The organism is Rothia sp. L_38, from assembly GCF_050689125.1.
GTDB lineage: Bacteria > Actinomycetota > Actinomycetes > Actinomycetales > Micrococcaceae > Rothia.
Map to the genome: position 1 here is coordinate 110697 of NZ_JBOEQD010000009.1, position 21713 is coordinate 132409.

At 51.4% G+C, this 21713-nt stretch carries 15 protein-coding genes; 3 read left to right on the forward strand and 12 right to left on the reverse strand.

Annotated features, from left to right (window positions below; translation table 11 throughout):
• Positions 1-452: 452 nt before the first annotated feature.
• The gene (gene mobF / locus ACRCJM_RS08400; RefSeq protein ID WP_431464559.1) at positions 453-5687 is read left to right on the forward strand and encodes a MobF family relaxase; all 5235 of its coding nucleotides are present in this window, start codon (positions 453-455) and stop codon (positions 5685-5687) included.
• Positions 5688-5755: 68 nt separating this feature from the next.
• On the opposite strand, the gene ACRCJM_RS08405 is transcribed toward mobF, so the two are convergent.
• The 12 genes from ACRCJM_RS08405 to ACRCJM_RS08460 form a co-directional block, all read right to left on the reverse strand.
• Entirely contained in the window at positions 5756-6166 is a 411-nt protein-coding gene (locus ACRCJM_RS08405; RefSeq protein WP_431464560.1) for a DUF4913 domain-containing protein, read from the reverse strand.
• A 3-nt stretch (positions 6167-6169) separates the two neighbouring features.
• Complete coding sequence (locus tag ACRCJM_RS08410; RefSeq protein ID WP_431464561.1) at positions 6170-7894, reverse strand: type IV secretory system conjugative DNA transfer family protein; 1725 nt, start codon at positions 7892-7894, stop codon at positions 6170-6172.
• A gap of 85 nt (positions 7895-7979) precedes the next feature.
• Positions 7980-9302 (reverse strand): hypothetical protein, encoded by a 1323-nt coding sequence (locus ACRCJM_RS08415; protein WP_431464562.1) that lies wholly within the window; start codon positions 9300-9302, stop codon positions 7980-7982.
• A 220-nt stretch (positions 9303-9522) separates the two neighbouring features.
• Positions 9523-11076: an SCO6880 family protein gene (locus tag ACRCJM_RS08420; RefSeq protein ID WP_431464563.1), complete on the reverse strand. Its 1554-nt coding sequence runs from the start codon at positions 11074-11076 to the stop codon at positions 9523-9525.
• The gene (locus ACRCJM_RS08425; protein ID WP_431464564.1) at positions 11076-13112 is read right to left on the reverse strand and encodes a hypothetical protein; all 2037 of its coding nucleotides are present in this window, start codon (positions 13110-13112) and stop codon (positions 11076-11078) included. The genes ACRCJM_RS08420 and ACRCJM_RS08425 overlap by 1 nt, the downstream gene beginning before the upstream one ends.
• A 5-nt stretch (positions 13113-13117) precedes the next feature.
• The gene (locus ACRCJM_RS08430) at positions 13118-13870 is read right to left on the reverse strand and encodes a hypothetical protein (RefSeq protein WP_431464565.1); all 753 of its coding nucleotides are present in this window, start codon (positions 13868-13870) and stop codon (positions 13118-13120) included.
• A 34-nt stretch (positions 13871-13904) separates the two neighbouring features.
• Positions 13905-14252: a TrbC/VirB2 family protein gene (locus tag ACRCJM_RS08435; RefSeq protein ID WP_431464566.1), complete on the reverse strand. Its 348-nt coding sequence runs from the start codon at positions 14250-14252 to the stop codon at positions 13905-13907.
• A 35-nt stretch (positions 14253-14287) separates the two neighbouring features.
• Entirely contained in the window at positions 14288-14803 is a 516-nt protein-coding gene (locus ACRCJM_RS08440) for a hypothetical protein (RefSeq protein ID WP_431464567.1), read from the reverse strand.
• On the reverse strand, positions 14781-16238 hold the full coding sequence (locus ACRCJM_RS08445; protein WP_431464568.1) for a hypothetical protein: 1458 nt from the start codon (positions 16236-16238) through the stop codon (positions 14781-14783). Before ACRCJM_RS08445 ends, ACRCJM_RS08440 begins: the two co-directional genes overlap by 23 nt.
• 6 nt (positions 16239-16244) lie before the next feature.
• Positions 16245-16640, reverse strand: a complete 396-nt coding sequence (locus ACRCJM_RS08450) for a hypothetical protein (RefSeq protein ID WP_431464569.1) — start codon at positions 16638-16640, stop codon at positions 16245-16247.
• Positions 16641-16951: 311 nt separating this feature from the next.
• Positions 16952-18070, reverse strand: coding sequence for a transglycosylase SLT domain-containing protein (locus tag ACRCJM_RS08455; RefSeq protein ID WP_431464570.1), 1119 nt, complete (start codon positions 18068-18070; stop codon positions 16952-16954).
• A 469-nt stretch (positions 18071-18539) separates the two neighbouring features.
• Positions 18540-19355 (reverse strand): tyrosine-type recombinase/integrase, encoded by an 816-nt coding sequence (locus tag ACRCJM_RS08460; protein ID WP_431464571.1) that lies wholly within the window; start codon positions 19353-19355, stop codon positions 18540-18542.
• Positions 19356-19428: 73 nt separating this feature from the next.
• Here ACRCJM_RS08460 and ACRCJM_RS08465 point away from each other — a divergent pair, with 73 nt between their 5' ends.
• Positions 19429-20094 (forward strand): hypothetical protein, encoded by a 666-nt coding sequence (locus ACRCJM_RS08465; RefSeq protein WP_431464572.1) that lies wholly within the window; start codon positions 19429-19431, stop codon positions 20092-20094.
• A 272-nt stretch (positions 20095-20366) separates the two neighbouring features.
• Positions 20367-21713, forward strand: a 1347-nt coding sequence (locus ACRCJM_RS08470; RefSeq protein ID WP_431464573.1) for a hypothetical protein, incomplete at its 3' end; no start/stop codon positions are given.

Sequence of the window (21713 nt, forward strand, 5' to 3'; positions counted from 1 at the left end):
TTTTACACAATCGGCACGGATACGCAAACCGAACGTGCTGACTCAAGCATTATTGCTCGTACCTCGTGTGCTTGTCGAGTCAGCACTGTGTTTGCTACTTGTGGAAAAGCTGTGCACAGCTAAAGTCTCCTCCGCAGGCTCCCCCGACTTTAACTGCGGTCAACTTTCCCACAAGAACCTCAGCCCTGATGCACAGACCTGCCCACAGATTCCTCCGCAGGCTCCCCCATCTATGGACAGCTCTGTACACAGGCTGGCCTCATGTGCAAAACCGCGGCAAGTCTGCCGGACGAAAAGCCACTAGAACGTTTCTGCTGCCTCTTCCTCCGCAGGCTCCCCCAGAGACGAAACCCCTGTTCTAGCGCCCATTTTTTCGTCACACCTCATGCATCCAATAAATCAGGAAGTTGCATTATGAGTAATTCATAATAAGCGGGTGGTATGATATAGCCATGATGACCGTGCATAAGCTCTCGGCGGGCGATGGGTATCGCTACTACACTGGCGAAGTAGCCAGTGCCGATGTGCTGCGCGATAAGAACCGTGAGCTGGGCGATTATTACACGGTCACCGGTATGCCGCCGGGTCAGTGGGTTGGTGCAGGTGCTGCCGAACTAGCCCTTACCGGTCAGGTCAATGAGCGCCAGATGAAGGCTCTTTTCTCCGGTCAGCAGCTGCCGGTCACCAGTGAAGAGCTGGCTGAACTTCTGGCGCAAAAGCCGGATAAATCAGAAGCAATCTACGCCTCAACCCTGGAAGAAAAGCGCCTAGAATACGCTACAAAAGCCTGGGATGTTCACCTGGCTATCAAGCAGGGTAAGACCCTAGAAGAGGTAGGTAATAACCTACTCAACGGCATTAGTCACCAGGCAGTAAGCAAGAAAATTGAGGCCTATAAGGCAGCAGGAAATGACTTCTCCAAGGCCAATAAAGCCGTCTACCGGACCCCTGAAAACCTAGAAGAACTCAAAGAAAACTTCCTGGCTAACTACCAGATGACCGAGACGCAGCAGGCCCGCGCCCAGAAAGCAGCGGCCCGAGCAGCAGGTCAAGAAACCGGCATTCTCTCCCGACGCAACGCTGAACCAGCCCACACTTTTGATACGGTCAAGACTCCCTATGTCAAGAAACTAGTTGAGGAAAAAGCCCGCTTCCTGCGCCAAAATGACCGCGAACCCACCAAGGAAGAAGCCCGCGAAATCCGTAACCGCGTGGCCGGTCAAACCTTCCGTGAAGAGCACCGCCGTGAACCCCGTAGCAAGGAAGAACTTAAACGTTGGGTTGCATCTCAAACCAAACCCCAGCAGCAAACTGTGGCCGGTTTCGACCTGGTATTTACCCCCACCAAATCCGTTTCAATTGCCTGGGGACTGGGAGATGAAACTCTACGCAAGGGCATTGAGACCGCTCACGAAAAAGCCATTCAAGACGTGGTGGCATACCTTGAAGAGAACGTCATCTACACCCGACGCGGTAAGGGTGGTATCGCCCAAGAAGACGTGAAATCAGGCATCATCGCCACTAAGTTCCGCCACTATGACTCCCGCAATGGAGACCCCAACCTTCACGACCACCTAGTAATCGCTAACAAGATTCAGGGCCAAGATGGACGCTGGCTCACCCTGGACGGGAGGATGCTCTACTCCTACAATGTGGCCGCCTCCGAGCTCTATAACTCCAAGATCGCTGAGCACATTCACGCAGATTTAGGTCTTGAGTTCGTGGGCGAAGAACGCAAAGGCCGGATGATTCATGAGCTAGCCGGTATTGACACTGGGACCATTCAAGCTTTCTCCTCTCGCTCCACCAATATCAACAAGATCCTGGCTGAACTGGAAGAAAAGTACATTCAAGAACACGGCTACGCACCCAACGATAAGGCTCGTATTGCCTTGCGCCAACAGGCAACTTTAGCCACCCGTCCCCATAAGGATGGGGCACACTCCCTGGCTGAATTGAACACTCAGTGGCGCGAACAGGTGCAGGTGAAGGGGCTGAATTTGCCTGTGGGTGAAGCACTTTACGCCCATCTGCAAGAAGCCTCTACCAAGCAGGCCGAGAAGGTTATTGAGGCCAAATCCCAGGCACTAACAACTCCTGAAATTGAGCACGCCGAAGCTATCATTGAGCGTCTTCAAGCTACTCGCTCCACCTGGAAGATTACCCATATTCAGGCTGAAGCCGAACGCTATTTTAGGGATATAACTTCTGGTTCTGGTGTAGACCGGCAGAAAGTTCTTGCTACCGTTGCAGCGGTCAAGAACCAGTCTGTATCCCTGAATAACTTTGGTGAAGCGGTAGAGCTTCCCGCAGCTAAGCTGCGCCAGGACGGTACTAGCGTGTACCGTCGGGCAGACTATGAGCTCTTCTCTTCACATGCTGTATTCTCCGCTGAGCGTTCCCTCATCAATGCTGCTACCGTAGAAAAAGTTATCCCAGTTTCCACCCATGATGTCTTTGATCGTCAGGTTGCACAGCTCAAGGCTGAGGGCGGTCGGCTTTCCTCCACTCAGGAGGATATGGCCCGAGCCTTTGTGACCGACGAACGCCTGCTGGTGGTCGGTATCGGTCCTGCCGGTGCCGGTAAAACTACCTCGATGAAGGCCGCTGTGGATACCGCCAGAGCCAGCGGGCACAGGGTTATCGGTCTAGCCCCGACTGCTGTTGCTGCCTCCATTATGGAGAAGGAACTCGACATTGAGGCTATGACTGTTGCTAAGTTCACCAGCCCTCTTACCCCTGGCTTTGCTCTGAATCCTGGGGATGTGCTGTTGGTGGATGAAATCGGTATGGCTTCGACATTGGACTTAGCAAAGATCGTCGAGCAAGCCCGTGAACAGGGTGCTGTGGTGCGCGGTATTGGTGACTACCGCCAGCTTTCAGCCATTGGTTCTGGTGGTGCTTTACGCCTGATTGAGGCCGAGGCCGGGGCTATCTACCTTGAAGATGTCTTCCGCTTCAAGAATCAAGAGGAAGCGGCAGCGACCCTGGCTTTGCGTGAACCTGCGCTGGTGGGTACGGATAAGCCCTTTGACTGGTATTTGAACAATGATCGCATCACTGCCGGTGATAAAGAGGTCATGCTGGCCGATGTTTATGCTGCTTGGGCCGCTGATACCGCAGCCGGTAAACACTCTTTGATGTTGGCCCCGAGCAACGATGATGTCAAGAAACTGAATCAGTTTGCTCAGACCGCAGCCATCGATTCAGGGACAGTGAAAGAGTCCAAGCGTCAGGTGGTAGAGCTGGATGACGGCACCCGCGCCTTCCGTGGCGATGTCATTGTGACCCGTAAAAATGACTACAAGCTCAGGGTCAATAACGGTAAAGACTTCGTTAAGAATGGTGATAGCTGGCAGGTCAAGTCAGTCTCTCCGTCTGGTGAGATTAAGGCAGTGCACACAGCCCACGGCGGAGTTGTAACCCTGCCTGCTGATTACGTCAGTGAATATGTGCAGCTAGGCTATGCCTCTACTATTAGCCGTGCCCAGGGTGCGACCGTGGATACCGTGCACGCGGTAGCTGATAGTTCGACAAGTCGCGCTAACGCCTATGTGGCGCTTTCTCGTGGCCGTGAATCCAACAGACTTTATGTTGCTACCACTGAAGGCCAGGCCCGTGATGACGTGCTGGGCGCTATTACCAACAACTTTGACCGTAACCTTTCCTTCCACGAAGAGGCGAAGGCCCAACGGGCAGCTGAACGCAATGTGGCAGCGGCCCTGGAAAAGTACGACGACCTCTCCCTCTATGCTTCAGAAGAGGCTATGAAGTCTGTGGTGACTCAGGCTATCGGTGAGGACCAGGCAGCAGCTTTCTTCCGTGCCCCGGCCTGGGGTGCTCTGGCACATGAACTAGCTGATACCTACCGTAGTGGCCTAGATCCAGTAGAGACTTTCAGCCGCGCCTACCAGCAAAGAGACTTGGCAGGTGCTGAGGACGTTTCAGCAGTGCTCCACTGGCGTATTCAAGGAGTGCGAGCAGCTAATGAGGCAGCCCAGGAGCGGTTCGGCCAATATGCCCGGCCTATGGCTCATATTCCCACTGAGCAACTGGACCAACTCATTGCCCGCGCCCAGGAGCGCACTAAGCCGGTGAAGGAACGTGAGATTGAAGATAAGCGCTGGATTGAACGTGACTACGCGCTAGTACCCTCGGCCCATCTGAAAGAAATGAGGGTCAATACCGTCAAAGCTCTGTCTGTGGCTGAATCAACCGGCGATACTCGAGCTTACGCCCAAATCTCAGAGAACCTGGGGCTCATGGACGCTGAGGTGACTAGGCGTCGCTGGGTCTCACCTGCTCAACGTGAGGTAGAAGAGATTGTTCGTGGTGAACGTCCCCGATCTGGTGCAGACTTTACGATTCTGAACTCTCTGCAATGGGAGAAGAAGATTCGTGACACTTTGATTTCTGAAGTACCGGCTCCAGGTACCGGCGCTAAGGACCAGATTGTGAAGGGCGTGAGCGGTCATAGCCTTGATTCCTTTTGGCAGTATGACCAGTACACCCCGGACTCGCTCAAGCGCGTGCTCAAGGCCCAGCATCGTGAGGTAGCAGAGCTGGTGCAATTGCGTGGCCATCAGATCGCAGCTGAGAAGCCTGCTTGGGCTGATGCTCTGGGCCAGGTGCCTGCCCAGGCCCGTAATGCTCGGCACTGGTATAGGGTGGCAGCCGAGGTTGAGTCATTCCGTGAAAAATACAAAATTCCAGCAGGTGAACCGATTGCAATTCCAAAGAAGCTTCGCAACGGAGAAAGGGGAGAGTTCTTGCAGACCCAAATTGTTAACGTGCACAAACGATCTGTTCTGTCAGCACAACACAAGGACAAGGAACAGCTCCACCATGAAGCCCGCCTGAAGGACACCCTAATTGCGGATAAGGAACAGCTGAGCGACGCCGAAAACCTCATTAACCAGCACCGGACCAAATCAGATAGCCCAGAACAAAAGCAACTAGAACATCAGGAAAAGCTGTGGCAGGAACTAGCTCAACGCTGGGAGACTGAACAGCAGAAGAAGGCCGAGGCTTTAGACGCCCAAAAAGCCTGCGACGTCGCATCTCAAGATGCTCACAGCGCTATCTCTGCCCGTGATGGGTATAGCCAGTCTCTCGTAGCTGCCGCCCATAAAGACTACCAGCAGGTGCAAGAGGCACAGGAGCGGGTAGAGAACTCGAACATCTTTAACAGGTCATCACGAGAGCGCGAACTCAACACTGCTCTAGACGCCTATGAGAGCAAGTACGGACGCACAGATTTACCTTCTGAGGATGACAAGGTGTGGCTTAACGAGGATGCTCGCTATGCTGAGTATGCTCAAAAGGCACAAGAAGCAGAAGAAGCCCTAGCACAAGCCCAGCACAAACTTGACCGTGCAAACGGCCAGGCCGATATGGCCACGCAACAGCGTCTGAGCGCGTACGATAGCTACGTCGAGGCACGAGAGGCTAACCCGAATACAAGGGTAGTATCTGAGAGAATGACAGCTAGTGATGCTATGCAGGCTAAGAATAAGGCTACTCGTAGAGATGAAGCTATGCTCAGGGCCAAGATGACCCCTGGTGCTATGCGGATGCAGCAGGTTCGCCAGCAGCAGGTATTCAAACAACAAAAGCCCCCTGCACAAGCACAGACCCAGCAGCAGGTTCGCCAGCAGCAGGTAACGCAAAAGCCTAGAACGCTGTAAGGAAAGAAAAAAGGGGGTAGCCCGCACATGCTTTGTGCGGGCTACCCCCAAAATAACTAGGTAGTAGCTTATCCGATATTGGTTATCCAGAATGGATAATTGGTGAGAACCTGATCCTCAAACTCTTCATCATAGAGGGCCTGCGAAGTCGCGGTTACTACATCACAAACTCTCTTATCATCAGGCCAGTGGCCAGTCGTACAGTTACGGAAAACTCCTGTCTGAGGATTGAAAAGAGCCCGAGAATGTGGGTCCCAATGGTTTACCCACCACAAAGAAAGACCCCCCTCTACCAACTCTGCTTTACAGTATTCCCAGTAAAGAGCCTTGAGCCTGGACACGGCCTCTGGGTGGAGCCACCATTGCGGGCAAAAGGCCCCGCCTTGGGAGGCCGGATGTTCAATACGTCCCAGAAACGACAATACCCAGTCTCTGAAGTCGACAGTTATGCCTTGCCCTCTGAATGGTCCCTGTGCCACTGGCTATACCCCTATCTGTTCCTGAGTCTTTAGCTGTTGCATATCTTGCTGAACAGTCTCTGCCATTTTTTTGTCCTTAAACCAGAACCGTGCTTTAGCGATACCGCTATCCCCGTCACTATTGCGGATATAAATCTCACCCAAGGGCAAGTTAGCTAGGTCTGAGGCATCCAAGATTTCACGTTTCTGGATCTGAACACCGGAAGAATGGCCATGCCCTGAGCGAGAATTATAGGAAGTGCTACGGGTCTGAAACTCTTTGTCATAGGTTCCAACGAGTTTTGATACATCTAGCAAGAATGAGGGCTCTGTAGAACCACCGCCGTAAACAAAGACAGCAGCGCCACCAATGAGCTTTTTCATGCCATCAGCAGAGAATGAAATATCGCCCTGAGCTTTTGACTGAAAATAGGTGTTGATGATAATTCCTAGGGAGCCAGCATAGGTGTACATATCCGCTAGTTCTGGAAGAAAAACTGCGTTTCCCATTTCATCCAGGTCCATCACCAGCGGTACTCGAAGGCGACCGTTCGGTTGTAGAGTAGCAGCCTGTTTAGCGCTAATAAAGACTTGGTAAACCAAGGCTGATAACAGTGCAGCTGAAGAACCAGCGTTCTTATCACCGATTAGAATTAGGGTATCGGTGCTGGTAACAAAATCACGCGGGTCAAAGACATTTTCTTTAGCCATACCGGGGCGGATAGCCTGTAGCAGGTGCTCATGCTCAAAAGGAGAAACCGCTCGTTGAGTAGTAGCCCAAACAGACCCCCGAGTATCTCCTGGTTGTTTTTTAAGACCAAAGAGGATTTCTGCTTGGTTGCTGAATCCGTGTTGCCTCAATATAGTTGCAGGTTCGTCTTCCTCCATCTTCATAACCCAAGAGAAGACATCGTTATCAGTCTTCCCAGCAAGATGGGCAGCAAGCATCAGTAGACCCAGAACCTTGGCGCCTTGTTTATCAAAGTGAGCGTTCGGATTCATCCCAGATTGTTCTGCCCCTTTAGTTGCTTGTTCAAAGATTTCACCGATTTTCTCGGCTTTCTCTGAGTCTGAAACGATCCCCAAAATATCAAATTTATCTTCTGAGCTATGTCGTTGAAGAACGTTATTGGGGTCAAAAACCCAAACTCGGCCGACTTTTACCCGTTGGCTCATTACTTCCCAGATACCGTCCGGTTTGTTTGAGGTAACTAGAAGCGGGCCAGGGGCAACGAATGCGTGAGGTACGACCTGAGATGAAGTTTTGCCTCGTCCAGTCCCATGAATGTGGACAGCGCATTGACGCCACCCTTGATAAATGGTTTTACCGTTCACGGTTCCCAGAGGAAGCCCAGGCCCAATATTCTCAGCGAAGGGGTGGAGATTTGTACGTGCATCTTTGAGCCGAGGCTTTTCTAAAGATACTGAGAACTTAGCCAAATTGCCTAGCTGTCTATTCGCTTGATTGCTTTTGGCAGAGTTCTTTTTCTTCTTAGACCCCGCAGACTTTCCATCAAGGATAAGCAGGCAAATTAACGAGATGATACCCAGTGCTATTCCCACACCTAGGCAAACATATAGTGCAAGCCCTGCCTCTAATTCACTTTGTGCAAAGAGAAGAATGAGGTCTACTACATTCCAGAGCCAAACTCCGGTAACTAGGTAATGGGTCAGAGCAGCGCCAAAGTACAAGCCAGCCACAGGAAACCCAAAGAGCAGAAAGACAGCGAATTTTTCTATTTCTCGCATCTACAATGTCCTTTCAGAGTAAAGGGAATAGATAAAAAAGGAGGGGTGGAACACCTTACTTGATGTCCACCCCCTGATAGGTTGCTTACCCCATATTGAACCGTTGTCCAGTTTGGTGAAGCTGGCTAAGAATTTTAGGTTTAGGCGACTGTACCGGAATGCCCAGTGAGTCACTCACCTTCCATAGTGCCTTACCTGCACCAACAGGAGGGCTACCAGCTAAAGAACGCTGAGATAGTTTTCTGTCCTGAGTTTCTAGCCCCTGGTTACCAGACATGAATGAAGTCACCCAGTCAATTTCTGTGCGCTCAATACGACGGATAGAGTTAAGAGCTTCCAAATCAGCTTCAGTCATGGCCAGCATGACCCACAAACCACATTTTTCAATGAGTGAGTGGGCAATTTTGCGGTCATGCTCGTTTGCCAGCATCAGGAAGTCTTTAGGAGAGTGAGTAACTTTCCATTCGCCGACGCCTTTAGATCTGTTAGTACGCGAAAGTCGGTCTACTTCTTGGATTAGTCCATCAGCATGGCGAATGGGGTGCCAGAATTCATCCATCAAAGAGGTAAAGCCGTTCCACCGGATAGTGGGTTCGTAGTGTTCTCCTTCCTGAGCAGCTTCAGCGGCTTTTCTAGCTTCATGCTGAGCTAGTTCCCAATGAGCGTCGATTGCATCCATACCAAGACGCCAAGTGGTCATCATGGTTGCTGAGATCATCTTTTCATCTGCGTTCGGGATAGCTGAAGAGTCAAAGCACATGCCAGCAGGATTGCCAGGAGTAAGAGAGATACCTTTATCCGAGAAGATGTCCGAGAACTCACCGTGGACCAAAGCTGAGACGGACTCAAAGAGCTGGCTGTACTTAGACTTGAATTTTGCTTTATCGGCACCTTCAAGTCCCGATGCATACACGACAGCATCGGTAGGAGAGTCAAAGAATTTTAACAAATGCCCTAGGTTAGGGTTCTCTTCCCGCTCCATGACAGCTTCTACACCCATTTTGATAATCATGGACTCGGCGTCGGTTACTGTCATGTCACGGCCACGGTTGATACGGATAAGTGCTCTGATGTTACGGACAACGTTATCTACGCCATCTTCGTACATTGACTTTCCTATTTCCCCGCCAATTATCAGACCGGCAGCCGCAAGTGGCCCTCGGTCCATAGGGTTAACTTTTGACTTACTATGGCCGGTTCCTAACTCAAAAATATCTGCACCAGCAGCTCGTGCATAGTCCGCGTATTCACCCTTGATAGGGTCAAAAATCATCAACGGCGTACCAGTGGCGTTTAGGCAAGCATTGAGCATTAAAGAGATGGAAGACTTACCAAACCCATTCAGCCCAAAAACCATAGCGTTAGGAGCTGTAATAGCGCCGCTCCTGTAGAGGCTCATGTGGTCCATAGCTACAGCAGAGCCGGTGTGCAGGTTGTACCCAATCGGCGCGCCGCGTCGGGGGCTGTTAGTGCCGGTGATAAAAGGATAGAACCCCGCTTGTTCACGGTTAGTATCTAGCCACATGCGAGGTGTGGCAATCCTATGCCAAGCCCCACCTCCTTGGCCACGGAGTCCATGACGGCCACGGCGAGGGGCCGGTGTGATTACCGGCCCCTGTTTCTTGACTTTAGTTTTCGTGTTCAACGTGAGCATCTTCAGAGCTTTCTTGGGTTGGCCTGCCAGCATCTGTATCGAACATTGTAGGTAGCAGGTAGTTCGATGCTGAGGAGTAGACCCACGGGAAAATGCCAATGGGTAGGGTCTGATGGAAAGCTGCTTCTGATACGAAGTCAGCATAGGACCAGCGCATCCCACCCATGAGAGTTTTAAGCTCGTTTTCCGCAGCCCTTTGAGCCTTACGATTAGGTTCAAAGGTAACGGTAACCATCACGCAGTATTCCTGGATGGTGGCGCCGTTAGCCATCTGCGCTTCAGCATTTTTTGTAGCTGCTTTCTTCTTCGTATCAAAGAAAGTATTACGCTGCTTTGACCCTGCCTCGGTACTTGCGGCACGGGAGGTCTGATCCATCCTAGAACGCTGCTTGAAAGCTGGGATAGGACGGTAGAACATGGCCACCCTCTTACGCAAGAAACTTTGTGACGGGGCAAAAAGCGCTTGGTAAGTGTAGGGAGTAATTTTTGATTGGTCAGGAACGCTCATCAAAATAGTCATGGAAGCCACCCCATCATGGAGAACGACGCGTTTGTGATTGCCATTCATGTAGGTGGGCCCTGAGCTATTAAAGCTACGGATCGCGGGAACCTTTCCGTAGAGCTCCTGGTCAATCTCGGCTACTCTGGCTGGGTTATAGGCGGTGTACATTAGATCGCCGTACTCAGCGTGGTTAAGAGGGTAGGTTTGCCCTGAGCCCGCCTGAGTAAGCGCGGTGATATGGTGGGGTAGTTTTGCTAAAATCTCGGCAAAAGCACCTTCAACCTCAGTATCTAATGCAGAAAGTTTCCATCCTAGTGTTACATAGGTGGTGACTCTTGTTGTCTTAGCTGGCAACATACCAACTGTCTGACGCAGGATTTGTTGGGAAACTTCCGGGGCTGAGGGGTCGATAGCCTGAGTGATCTCATTAGCCATTGGCTCTGCTGATGTATGTAGGGAGTCAACAACAACCATTGCTCCTACTAATCCATTCTCCCGTGATAACCGAGAGAGCCAGTTCCCATACTGACCTACCTGCCTAATGAGCCGGTCTTCGGGCAATGACGAACCGCCCACCGGTGAGCAGCCCAAGGTAACTGTCGCCATTTTGACGGCCTTATGGTGTAGGAGCTCTACAGAGTTCCCCTGGCCATCTAATGCCTCTTTAGGTTCAATAGTGTGCAAAAAACCTGGCAGAGTTAGTTGGTCTTCTTTTGATAGCGCAGAAATATGAGCGTTAAAGAAGGTTGTTTCCCCTCGGGCTGCCCTTTTGCGATGTTGCCTACGCATCAAAATACGTTGCACAATCGTTCGGTCAGAGTCCCCAAAAGGCACAAAGCCGATAAGGAGGCTTGAGAACACTACCAATAGGAGCAAAAGAGCAAGCAGGAAGAGCTTTAGCAGTGTTAGGAAGAGCGCAAAAACGACACTGACAACGGCTGCCACAAGTACACGAAAAGGAAGCCAACCAAAAACCTTAGTTGGTCCTGATGCAATTGGGTTACCGTATTGAGGCTGAGTGCTCATTAACGCATTCCCCTTTCATCAAAGAAGGTGTCTTCTAGCTTAGGCATGGACTGGATAGTGTACTGGGCTGTCCTAAATAGCTCGGCAATCTTGCCAGCAGGCAAGGGGCTAGGCTGTCCAGCTTGGCTAGGCTGTTTTTGGCGTGGGTAATCGCTGGTGGGACCAGCGGTACGGTGGTTAGGTAAGGAATGAGGCAATGTGGCATTTGAACCGGTGGTCGGGTAAAGATTGTTAACCGGTTCAGATGCTTTAGACCCGCTAAAGTTCTGATGCTGGTTTACATCCTGGTAATCAGTTGAACCAAAGTTCTGGTTCTCTGCTGGAAGCGAGTCAGAAGAAGCCCCCTCAAGCTGGGGTCCAGCTGAGGTTTCGCCTGCTGTGGCTACATCGTTCATTGCTTCTGCTGTTGCCTGGGGCGCTGAATCAAGTAAAGAATCTGCTGGGGCATCATCAATCTGGGCACCGTGATCAGGCACGTTGGAAAGAGGTAGCTCTGAGGGGCCGGAATTGGTATCAGCACTCGTACTATTTTCAGGAACCTGAGAATAATCGTGAGTTTCAGCTTGTGAATCAGAAGCAGAGTTATCAGGAGTGATGGGTTCGGTGCTGGCACCTATTGAACCCATATCTGAGGCATCGTTACCACTGACATCTTCAGGGGTATAACCGGTTTGGTCGAGTGTGGCCGATGGAGCTTCATTCCTGTCTACTGACGGTTGAGACTCGCCAGTACCTTTTCGGTGAGTATTCTGACCTGAAGGTTGAACACCTGGGGTATCTTTGCGCTGGTCCCCTAGGGTCTTTTCAGGGCGTGGAGCTTCACTTTGTGGTCCACCGGCACCGCCCGCAGGGGCTGATGATGCTCCACCGGCCTGCCCCCAACCGGATTCAGCTAGGGTTGGTCCTTGCCAGGCACCGCCCGCAGCTCCACCACCAGCGGCCCCACCGGCTGCACCGCCCGCAGCTCCACCACCAGCGGCCCCACCGGCTGCACCGCCCGCAGCTCCACCACCAGCGGCCCCACCGGCTGCACCGCCAGCACCAGCTGCACCAGCTCCTGCCGCCGCGGCCCCACCGGAAGCAACGACTGCTGCGGCAGCTGTTAAGGCTCCCACCAGCGCCATGAGCTCTTTACCACCGCCAGAGGCTCCTGACGCCATAGCGTCGGGGGCTAGGACTCGTAGCAATGAGGGCAAGGCAAAAATGGAAACAGCAATCATGGCCATACCAGTAAAGACACCATCAAAGTTGTCATATCCTTGCATGAGCTTAAAGGCGAAGCCGTAGATAACGGCAACTACAGGTTTGAAAAGCAAAAAGGCAATAATCCACCGTGCAACAGGGGTCATCTTCAGGTCGCCCTTGAGCATGTTGATTGCTTCAGAAACGGTCCAGAAACCAACCATGATAGGGAGGGCTACAGCACGAACTATCATCAAGCACCACTGGATGAAAATTAGAATGACATTTACCGCTGAAAAAGCAAGAGTCGAGCCACCCAAAACACCAACCACTGTTTCTGCGGTGGGATAATTCCCATCAAGAGAAAAATTTGGTTGAGCCATCTCTAGCACCCAGTCTGCAAAGAGGTCTGAGACTGGTATAAAGATAGTTGCAATGCTTGTTGCAGCCGCTGCTACTCCGACCACACGGGCAAGCCCGATCACCGCTGTCCGGATGTCTTCGCCACGTTGAAATAACATAACCCGGCCACCAGCAACAATCAGCCCTAAGATGGCAAAAAACCCGGTAAGTGGTGCCGTCAGCGCCGTTAACCAGGTCATTGTATCGCCTTGGAAATTTATACTCGGGCTATAGTCCATCCACGAGGTCATGAACTGTTGCATGAGGTTGAACATGCCGTTATAGCTAGAAGTAACTAATTTTTCGATGGGGTCAGGCAAAATATCAGAGACTACATCAGAAACTGTCTCGGAAATATCTCCACCATGTTGTGCCATTTTCCGGCTAACGTAGATAGCAATATCAGCTACTTTGTCTTTGACCCCATTGCCAATATCTTCATACAAAGGCATGGTTCTTAGTCCTTTTTCTTCTCAGTAAAGAAGGTGAATTCCCCTTCTTTAATCATGGATACGCCTTCTGCGGGACAGCCGCCTACGGGATATTTCCAGTCGTTGCCATCCCATTCAACTGTGCATTGCATGATGAAATACCCTGACCCATCGAATGAATTATCAGGAATAACCTCAGAGACTAAGCCAATAGTTGCCGCGCTGTCGGTGTAGTGCTCAATGGTGTAGCCAACCACTACAGTTTGGTGGGAAGGTTCTTTATTCATATCGTCGCGTGGTTCTTCTTTCACACGCTGCGGTTCAGTCAGGAGTAAGGCAAGCTGTTCTTCACTAAATTGCGGGTCGCTAAAGGAGCCGACAACATTAGCTACAGCTAGGACAGCACCCATAGGTGTATGAGTGAAGCATTGCCCGATCTGCTGCGAAGTATCAACGGGCCCATACTGGGCTGAGCTGGGCCACGAGGTACGTTTCTTACTGGTCTTCCATACCAAGTCAGCAGGTTCTTTCATATCCTGTTCAGTCGAGCCGTCAGACTCAACTGAACAGGATGCAAATGAACTAGAAGGATTGATAGATGACGCACTTTGGGAGGTGGCAACCTCACTTCCAGTAGCTTCATCAGCCTTACCCTTACCACCTACTAGGTTCATGATGATAAGGACTATCAGCATGAGAATAACCGACATGAGGAAACCTGCAGCTAGCATGGTGCGCTTAGAGCGGGAGCTTTTTTCATGGGGCGTATTTTCTAACATCTATCTATCCTTCCGGTAACGCAATCAGCTTGCTTTATGCGACACCAGCGCCACAGTTGAGCGAGGCACTAATGAACGCGCTGACGATGGAACTAGCACCAGCAACGAGAATTGCACCGCCGATCCAATAGCCCAGCTGCTTGAAAGGCACATTGATTGATTCATTACGGTGCGCGAACATCATGCTCACGCCGATGATGATCAAACCAATAACCCCAACACCGGCTGCAATACCTGCTGACCATGCCTGAGCAGTGTCCAAACCGTCACAGAGTTTCTTAGGGGCGGGGATAACTTCAGCATGTGCCGGTGTCATCGTCAGCAGCAGGGCCAGGACTGCATAGCTTGCAGCGGCAACAGCTTTGGTGAGTTTCTTACGCATATGTTTACATCTCCTTAGTGATGTGTGGTTAGGGGTTAGAGTGAGACAAAAATACGTTTTTCGATGGTTTCTCGTACTTTTGTCACAGCTTTTTTGGGTCCTTTGTTCTCCAAGAGGTCTTGGGTGAACTCAATAGCTCTGAAATCTTCTACCCAGGGGATTTCAATAACAGAGTTAGGGCCCGAAAGAATAGTGAGCAGGTTCTTGACCGGCTTTGGGTAAGCCCGTGGAGCATCTGGGACTACTAAGATCCCCAGCAAAGCAACCTGCTTAGACCGAAGCTCAGCAATAAGTCCGAGTGTTGCTTTAAGCGACTTAACGGTTGAGCGCACAACAAAGAGCACACTCTGATCTGTTAATTCTGCTGAGGTAATCTCCGGCAAACCTAAAATAGTTGCCCACGTGCTGGCCCCGCTCTCAGGGGTGACCCCGCAAATATAGACGCTATCTTTTTGCGTAGGCTCTGGTGGCAACGCAAAAGGATTGATGGGCCGTTCTGGTTTTTGCATGAGAGCTACCCCTGTAGACTCACTGTTTTGGCGCAAACGCATAGACCCTCCCGTGTTCTTCTGTTGTTTGAAAAATAATGGCAGGCCCGTTATCGAAACGGTCAGCAATAATAGGTTCTTCTTGTCCCCAAGGTTCTAGGTGCCCGTCTGGGCTAATTCTTTTACCTGAAGATGTAGAGAAGAAAAACCCCGCACTGTACCGTCCTTGAGTACCTACCTTCATTGCCTTACCTGTAGATAAATCTGCAAGCACTTTATGGGCGTATACGGTGTTCCGTACTGGGTCACTGATTATTGGAGAGTTACTTTCCTCCGTAGTCAGGCTCCGAAGGTTGCTAATCGCATCATCGGTAATCTCGGCAAACTCCATAACGAGAGCTTGGTCTTTGGCGTACCTCAGAACGAGATGTTCGTTTGTTGATGCCAATAGCCCTTGATAGGCAGCACTTGCATCCGGGGGTGCTATCTGCACAGTAATATCTCCACCGACTTTATATATGGTTGCTCCTTCCTTCCCAATTGCCCAGAGCTGCCCGGAAACAAGTGTTGCTGCTTGGGTATTTTCAGGTAGTTGTTCATCTTTCAGTTCTCCACTGACAGAAGGAACCTTAAGAGCCAGTCCTTCTTGCCAGATGGGAACCCCTGACAAATGTTGGGTAGGTGAGGGCGCGTACCGGTAAATCTTGCCTTGAGCCATATCAGCGGTATAGGTTGCTTCCTCTCCAACAGCACTCACCCAATTTGGGCCTAAACCTGTAGCTGCATATAAAGTCCCTACGGAGGTTTCTAGGGGAACTTCAGCGACTTGCTTACCGCTATGGTCGTATGCCACTAAAGATTTCTCTTGAACGGCCACGAGATAATCATGGGTTACCACGGGTAAGGTATTGGTTGTTTCGAGGGTAAAAGCCAGTTGGTCACTGTACCCGGAGGGAATAATGCCGTCGTAGTTTGAAGAAAGAGAGTCTACTTCCAAAGGAACCGGAAGCTCAGACTCAGCATCATCATTTTTGATAAATAAGGATGCTACTCCAAGGGCACCTAGACCAACGCCTATCGTTGCCACGCCAGCGCCGATTAAGAAGTTGCGACGGGACGGTTGTACTTTTGCTGGTTCCTCTTCTTCTTCCTCTTCAAGGAGCATTTCAACGCTCACATCAACTTCTTCAGGGTCATCGTGGATAGCTGGGAAAAAACCTACTTCAGGGACTGCTGGGGATTCTAAAACTTCTTGTAACTTCCCGGATGCTGAGAGCTGCATAAGGAAAATTTCTCCATCAGCATGGACATGAACCAGGGGTTCGAGAACACCCAGTTCCTGTGCAAGCTCAGAGCACACAGATGAACCGAGTTCATTGAGAGTTTTTGCATCCGCCCCAGCAGGAAGAAGAGCGGTTACGCTGTGTCCGCTCGGTGCAGTTACCTCTACTTGACCTTCGTTCAGGTAGAGATCAAGGATAATTTTTGCTTCGGTCATCTTCGATTAGCTTTCTTCAAAGATTGTGGGCACAGCGCCTACGACTGTCCAACCATCATCACGTTTTTCGAGGTAAACCATGACCTGAGCTTTTCCTCCGGGAAGGTTTACCCCGTCACGCCCTACCCAATCCCAGTAGACGGTGTACCCAACAGTTGCTGTTTCGTAGCCTTCTTCGCTAAGGACCGGAGCGCTACTGCTCTCCTGGCTTGTGGCTTCACCCTGAGTTCCGCTGGGTGTTTCCTGGATATGAGAGTGCCCGTCCATATGAGAGGACGTACGGTAAATCCGTAATTTGGTGTAGGCCTGATGCTCAGATGCTTTAGTGAACTGGTACTGCAAGGTGTTTCGGCGCTGGCTCTGGTCCCCCTCTAACACTGCCTGAGCCCACTGCTCACTCATGAGAGGCCGGGCACGCTCTGTACCTGATTGCATACCGGCATCGATCGTAGAATCCCAGCAGTAGGAGATACCGATAAATGCGCGGCCTACTGACTCAGCCGAATATCGAGAAACTGAGTCAGGATTGACACAAGTGCCATCAGCTAGGGGATAGTTACTGCCTGGAGTTTTCAGCGAAGTAGGACTTGCTGAACTGTCAGAAGCAGCGGTACTAACCTGGGGCGCTGATACAGGCGTAGCTGGCTTCCCTGATGACGCACAAGCTGTCAGAGAAGCTAAAGCGATAAGGCTAAACGCAAATGCACGGGGCTTTAGAAGTTCCATGCGCCTTTCTCCTTCAATATGGGTTCTGGGTTAAGGGTCTGTCCGTTGTAGGGGTTATAGTTTTCACCTGTCAAAGGCTCACCGGGCTTGTAAATTTCATAGTGCAGATGGGTGATGAAGACCGTTGCTACAGATTCGCCGTAGTTCCCTTCAATCCCCAGAATGTCGCCTTTCTTGACCTCTTGACCGGGCTCAACCGAGGATTCATGAAGGTGGCAGAAAGCCATCCGTAGGTCTGAGCCATCTTTAGCAGTAGCAAGAACGCAATGATCGGGCTGAAAGTAGCCTGTGATATCTAGGTCAGTCGGTGCTACAACAGGACCGCCAGGGGAGAAACCAGAGCTAGTGAGCAAGTCGATGCCGACGTGCTGTTGCGCCCAGGCAGGCAAACCTGGCACCGACCGGGGGCCATAGCCAGAACTCATAGTTGAGTTTGGTAGCGGGGACGTCCACTCTCCATCTCCTAAGTCGCCGTCCCAAGCAACTGCGACGGAACTACAGGTCGATGAGTATTCCGCCTGAGCCTCGGCGGTAATAACTTCGATATAGTGTTGGGTCTCGGTAAATGGTGGGATGCCGGAGTATTTTTCGACGTTACCGGGTCCTGCATTATAGGCAGCAAGAGTGAGTTGAATCAGCTTGGTAGGGTCTTCCCCAGCGTACTTTTCGACCATTCCTTTGAGGTCTTTCATGTAGCGACCCATAGCTGCTACAGCATCGCTGATGTTAGTGATATCCCCACCGTTGCCGTAGGCCTCCCAGGTAGCAGGCATGAACTGTGCTGGGCCTTTCGCACCAACCGGTGAGACAGCTTGGGCGTTGAAATTTGATTCCTGCTTGATTTGTGCTGCCAGAATCTCTTCGGGAATACCTGAATCTTCAGCTGCTTTTTTGAGAGGTTCTTTGTACTCTTCAGGGACGTTGATGGCAGATGCGGAGCTCTGCTCGTTCTGGGCCGAATCTGTGACGGCGGAGGTGCAAGCGGTATTCGTTATGAATGTCGTACCGGCAAGTTGACCGAGCATAACGGGACCAGAAATTGCGATACCAACGATGAGGCTTCCTGTTGCTAGGAGAGCGCCACCGGTTTTTTGTTGTGAGTTCATGAGCCAAAGGGGTTAGGTCGGATAATTTTTTTCTCTGAGCCGTTCGCTCCCCGGTGCAATTTCGGCGGTGGTGATGACGTGAGAGCTGAGAATATAAGCTCCAGCATGTATGCGATGGCTGCTTGCCGGGAGGCTCCGGTGTTCTGGGAGATTTGGTCTGCCTGGTTGCTGCATGTGGCGCATAGGGTGAGCGTCCGTTTGTTAAGCGGTACTTTCTCTGTGCTGGGAGAGTCTTTGAGGGAGCTGTAACACAGGGAGCAGAGTAGAGGGTCCTTATCTGTCATAGGGGCGTCCTTGCGGTGTACGTGATTTTTGTTCTCATAGATGTATATGAGTGAAGGAGCTATTTGGAGAACAAAACTTGGGAAATTTTTTAAATTTTTTTCTGAGTAGAAGAAACACCACTAAACAGAACACAATTGTTTAGTTAAATAATGTTCTATTCAGTGGTGTTCTGTTGTGTTATGTTTTATGGTGCTGAGGGTAGGCTAGGAAGGGTAGCTACTGCATCCCATAGGTCCTGCTTGAAGTAGCCAACGTATTGCTGGGTAGTACTGATATCAGCGTGCCCAAGAAGCTGCTGAACGACCTTGATATCTTTGGTACGCCGATAAACTTCAGTGGCAAAGAGCCGGCGCAGACTATGTGGAGTGTACCCCTTGCCTAGGGCGGCAGATATTTTGCGCCCTACGTAGTCATGGGTACGGTGTCCTGAGAATCGCCCTGGGAAGTAGTAGCCATGAGCTTTGAGGCTGAGCAGTGCTTGAAGGTCGGGGTGCGCTGGAATGATGCGAAGGTGCCCACCTTTACCTGTGATACTCAGATAGGAGCCGTGGAAATCGCTGGTATGCAGGGAAGCTATCTCGGTTCGCCTCAGCCCGGCAAGCCCGGCCAATAAAAGCATAAGCCGAACTTCCTCAGTTGGAGATGCTTGCACCGCTTGAGCAAAAATAGAATAAGGGGCCGGGGGTAACAGCTTCCTGGGAACTGAAACAGACAACAGGTTATCTGTGGGTGCCTTGGAAATAGCCTCTATAGCCTTAAGGTAATGGTAAAGACCCCGTGCAGAAGCGAGAGCTGACTTTTTGGTAGCAGATCCCCAATTAGGGTTAGCTACCCACGATGCAAGCTGAGCTGGAGTAAGAACTTCAGGTGCCTGCTCGGGGTAGGTATCAGCTAGCCGGCTAACCCAGTAAATCCTAGTCTGAATAGTGCGTTCGGTACGTCCTGCTCCTGTCAGCCAAGTAGCATACCCAGTAATGTGCTGGTTCCATAGCGTCTCCATATAAGAGGCTCCTTCAAAGAGTAGAAGTAAAATCGAAAGAGCCTGTGCCCCCTATCCCCAGAGAGCTTTTCCCATGAATATTCAAGCCCCAGCTTTCAACCAATGGCTAGAGGCCCTCGGTATCGACGCCACCTTGCAAGAAATCTGTACCAAAGCAGGCCTTGGCCTCTCAACAGTCTCAGAGCAACGTAGCGGCAACCGGATTACGCCTAAAACCGTCATCGCTATCTCACGGGCCTACGGTGCTAACCCGGTCCGCCAGCTTGCAACTTTTGAAGGCTACGAAACTTTGCAGAAATACGACCTAGCTCTCAGCGATATCGCTCCCCTGTATTCAGTGTTAGAGGTAATCCATCAGAGCTTTATCCGTCAGGGGAAAGCCTTACCTGCTACTCCTTTCGACGCGCCAGAAGCTGCTTTGAAACAGTGGGTGCATGTCAACCAAAGAGGTTTGGCTCAAAAAGTGCTTGCGCAGCACCTGGGGATGCAGCCTTCGAATTTCTCGCATCATATGCTGAGTAATTCCATGCCTGTTCATCGAATCATGAAAATCAGTACTATTCTTGATATCTCCCCGCTGCCCGGACTCGTGGCAGCTGGGTATCTGACCTTTGAGGAGGCCTTTGGGTCATCGAGGGGGCAATACCTAGATGGCCTGAACGATAAGGAGTTATTAGAAGCAGTTGAGCTTCTGATGTCCTTCCTGCACTCTGATGTGCAACGGTTCATGTCCTCCTAAAATATGTTTCTCGCTAGGGCAGGCAACTTTCTGTTGCCCAAATGTTTCGTTAAATCATAATTAATTGGATTAATTATATATAATTGGGTGTGTTGGGTGGGGCAAGTACCGTGAATCCAGCCCAACATCCCAGGAGAAAGTAAGAGATTCTTCTTTCCTCAAAGGTGCGAGTGTAAGACCCCTGCCCCAGGGTCCCCCCCGAAACCCTGGAGCAGGGCCTCTCGCCTGCACCACCACACACCAATTGAAATCACCAGAAAGGACACCCTCCCGTGTCACACGCACCCTTCAAGGTCCTAGCCACCAAGACCGGAGCTCTGTGCGCCACTGGCCTAGTCGCCACCTCCATTTTTGCTTCCATGCCCGCATCAAACGCGGTCGATACTGGCGCATTTGGCTCAGTTATCAGCGCATCTGAAGCAGAATCCACCAACCGTGAAGTTCCTGTCGATAACTCGGCGCTGCTCGCTGCTGTTGCGGCCGCTAAGGACGCAGGTCTGAACATCTCAGAAACCCAGGTCAAGACCATTACCACCGGCTCAACCGCTGAGGTTCAGGCAGCACTGGATACCATCACTGCTGACTCTGAGGCCAAGATCGCGGAGATTACCGCCAAGATTGCCCAGTACAAGGAAGACAAGGCCGCAGCTGATGCTAAGTACGAGGCTGAACTGGCCCAGTACCAGAAGGATGATGCCGCTTACCAGGCGGCTGTAGCTGCTAAGGCTGAGGCTGAGAAGATTAACGCTGAACGCCAGGCCGCTTACGAGGGGCAACTGGCCCAGTACAAGGCAGACCTTGCCTCCTACGAGAGCGCACTAGCCAAGTACAAGGAAGAAAAGGCCGCCTACGATGCCAAGGTTGCAGCTGCTAAGGCTGCTATCGAAGCTGGCGAATGCGCGCCCCCGCGCGTGGCCATGACCTTTGACCTCTCCCGCTCTTTCGATGCTAACGAGACTGCCACCATGAAGGGTGAGGCCAAGAAGATGGTCGAACGTCTCTCTGGCGTTGAGGGCGCTGAGGTTTCCTTCTTCACCTTTGCTCGTGACTCTGCTGTAAACTTCCAGGACACCGGCTCCGGTGAAGTTCCCGTTGGCCCTATCACCACCATCGCAAGTAACCAGCCCTCTGCTGTATTCAATATTGGCACCGATGCTGGTAAGGCCGCTGCTTTGGCCTGGATTGACGGCATCGACAAGAATTCTAAGGACGCTCCCGTAGGTACCTCCGGCGATGAATGGAACGGCGTCAACTACCAGACCTTGGGCACCAACTGGGAAGCTGCCCTGGCTGCTATTGAAAAGCACCAGGCTGATACCGGCGTTAAGTACGATACTGCCCTGCTGCTGACCGACGGTGCACCCAATACTTACACCAAGGATGGGCAGGTAGGTATCCATGTTCCGACCAATGCCTCGAACGGCTCAGACGAAGCATTCAACGCTGCCAAAGCCGTTGCAGACCGCCTTGAAGCATCCGGCACCGACGTCATCCCCGTGATGATTCGTGATGAGGCCGTCAACAATCCCTCTGACCCCTTCCACTTCTCATCCGATGAAGCCGGTATGCTGGGCTACATCAAGGGCATCTCCGGTGTAGCCTCACCCACCGAGGGCCGC

Coding starts and splice junctions, on each gene's coding strand:
- ACRCJM_RS08440 (WP_431464567.1), bottom strand. CDS start 14,803: ATGCGTTTGCGCCAAAACAGTGAGTCTACAGGGGTAGCTCTCATGCAA.
- mobF (WP_431464559.1), top strand. CDS start 453: ATGATGACCGTGCATAAGCTCTCGGCGGGCGATGGGTATCGCTACTAC.
- ACRCJM_RS08425 (WP_431464564.1), bottom strand. CDS start 13,112: ATGCCTTTGTATGAAGATATTGGCAATGGGGTCAAAGACAAAGTAGCT.
- ACRCJM_RS08415 (WP_431464562.1), bottom strand. CDS start 9,302: ATGGACCACATGAGCCTCTACAGGAGCGGCGCTATTACAGCTCCTAAC.
- ACRCJM_RS08430 (WP_431464565.1), bottom strand. CDS start 13,870: ATGTTAGAAAATACGCCCCATGAAAAAAGCTCCCGCTCTAAGCGCACC.
- ACRCJM_RS08445 (WP_431464568.1), bottom strand. CDS start 16,238: ATGACCGAAGCAAAAATTATCCTTGATCTCTACCTGAACGAAGGTCAA.
- ACRCJM_RS08455 (WP_431464570.1), bottom strand. CDS start 18,070: ATGAACTCACAACAAAAAACCGGTGGCGCTCTCCTAGCAACAGGAAGC.
- ACRCJM_RS08435 (WP_431464566.1), bottom strand. CDS start 14,252: ATGCGTAAGAAACTCACCAAAGCTGTTGCCGCTGCAAGCTATGCAGTC.
- ACRCJM_RS08420 (WP_431464563.1), bottom strand. CDS start 11,076: ATGAGCACTCAGCCTCAATACGGTAACCCAATTGCATCAGGACCAACT.
- ACRCJM_RS08465 (WP_431464572.1), top strand. CDS start 19,429: ATGAATATTCAAGCCCCAGCTTTCAACCAATGGCTAGAGGCCCTCGGT.
- ACRCJM_RS08460 (WP_431464571.1), bottom strand. CDS start 19,355: ATGGAGACGCTATGGAACCAGCACATTACTGGGTATGCTACTTGGCTG.
- ACRCJM_RS08410 (WP_431464561.1), bottom strand. CDS start 7,894: ATGCGAGAAATAGAAAAATTCGCTGTCTTTCTGCTCTTTGGGTTTCCT.
- ACRCJM_RS08450 (WP_431464569.1), bottom strand. CDS start 16,640: ATGAGTGAGCAGTGGGCTCAGGCAGTGTTAGAGGGGGACCAGAGCCAG.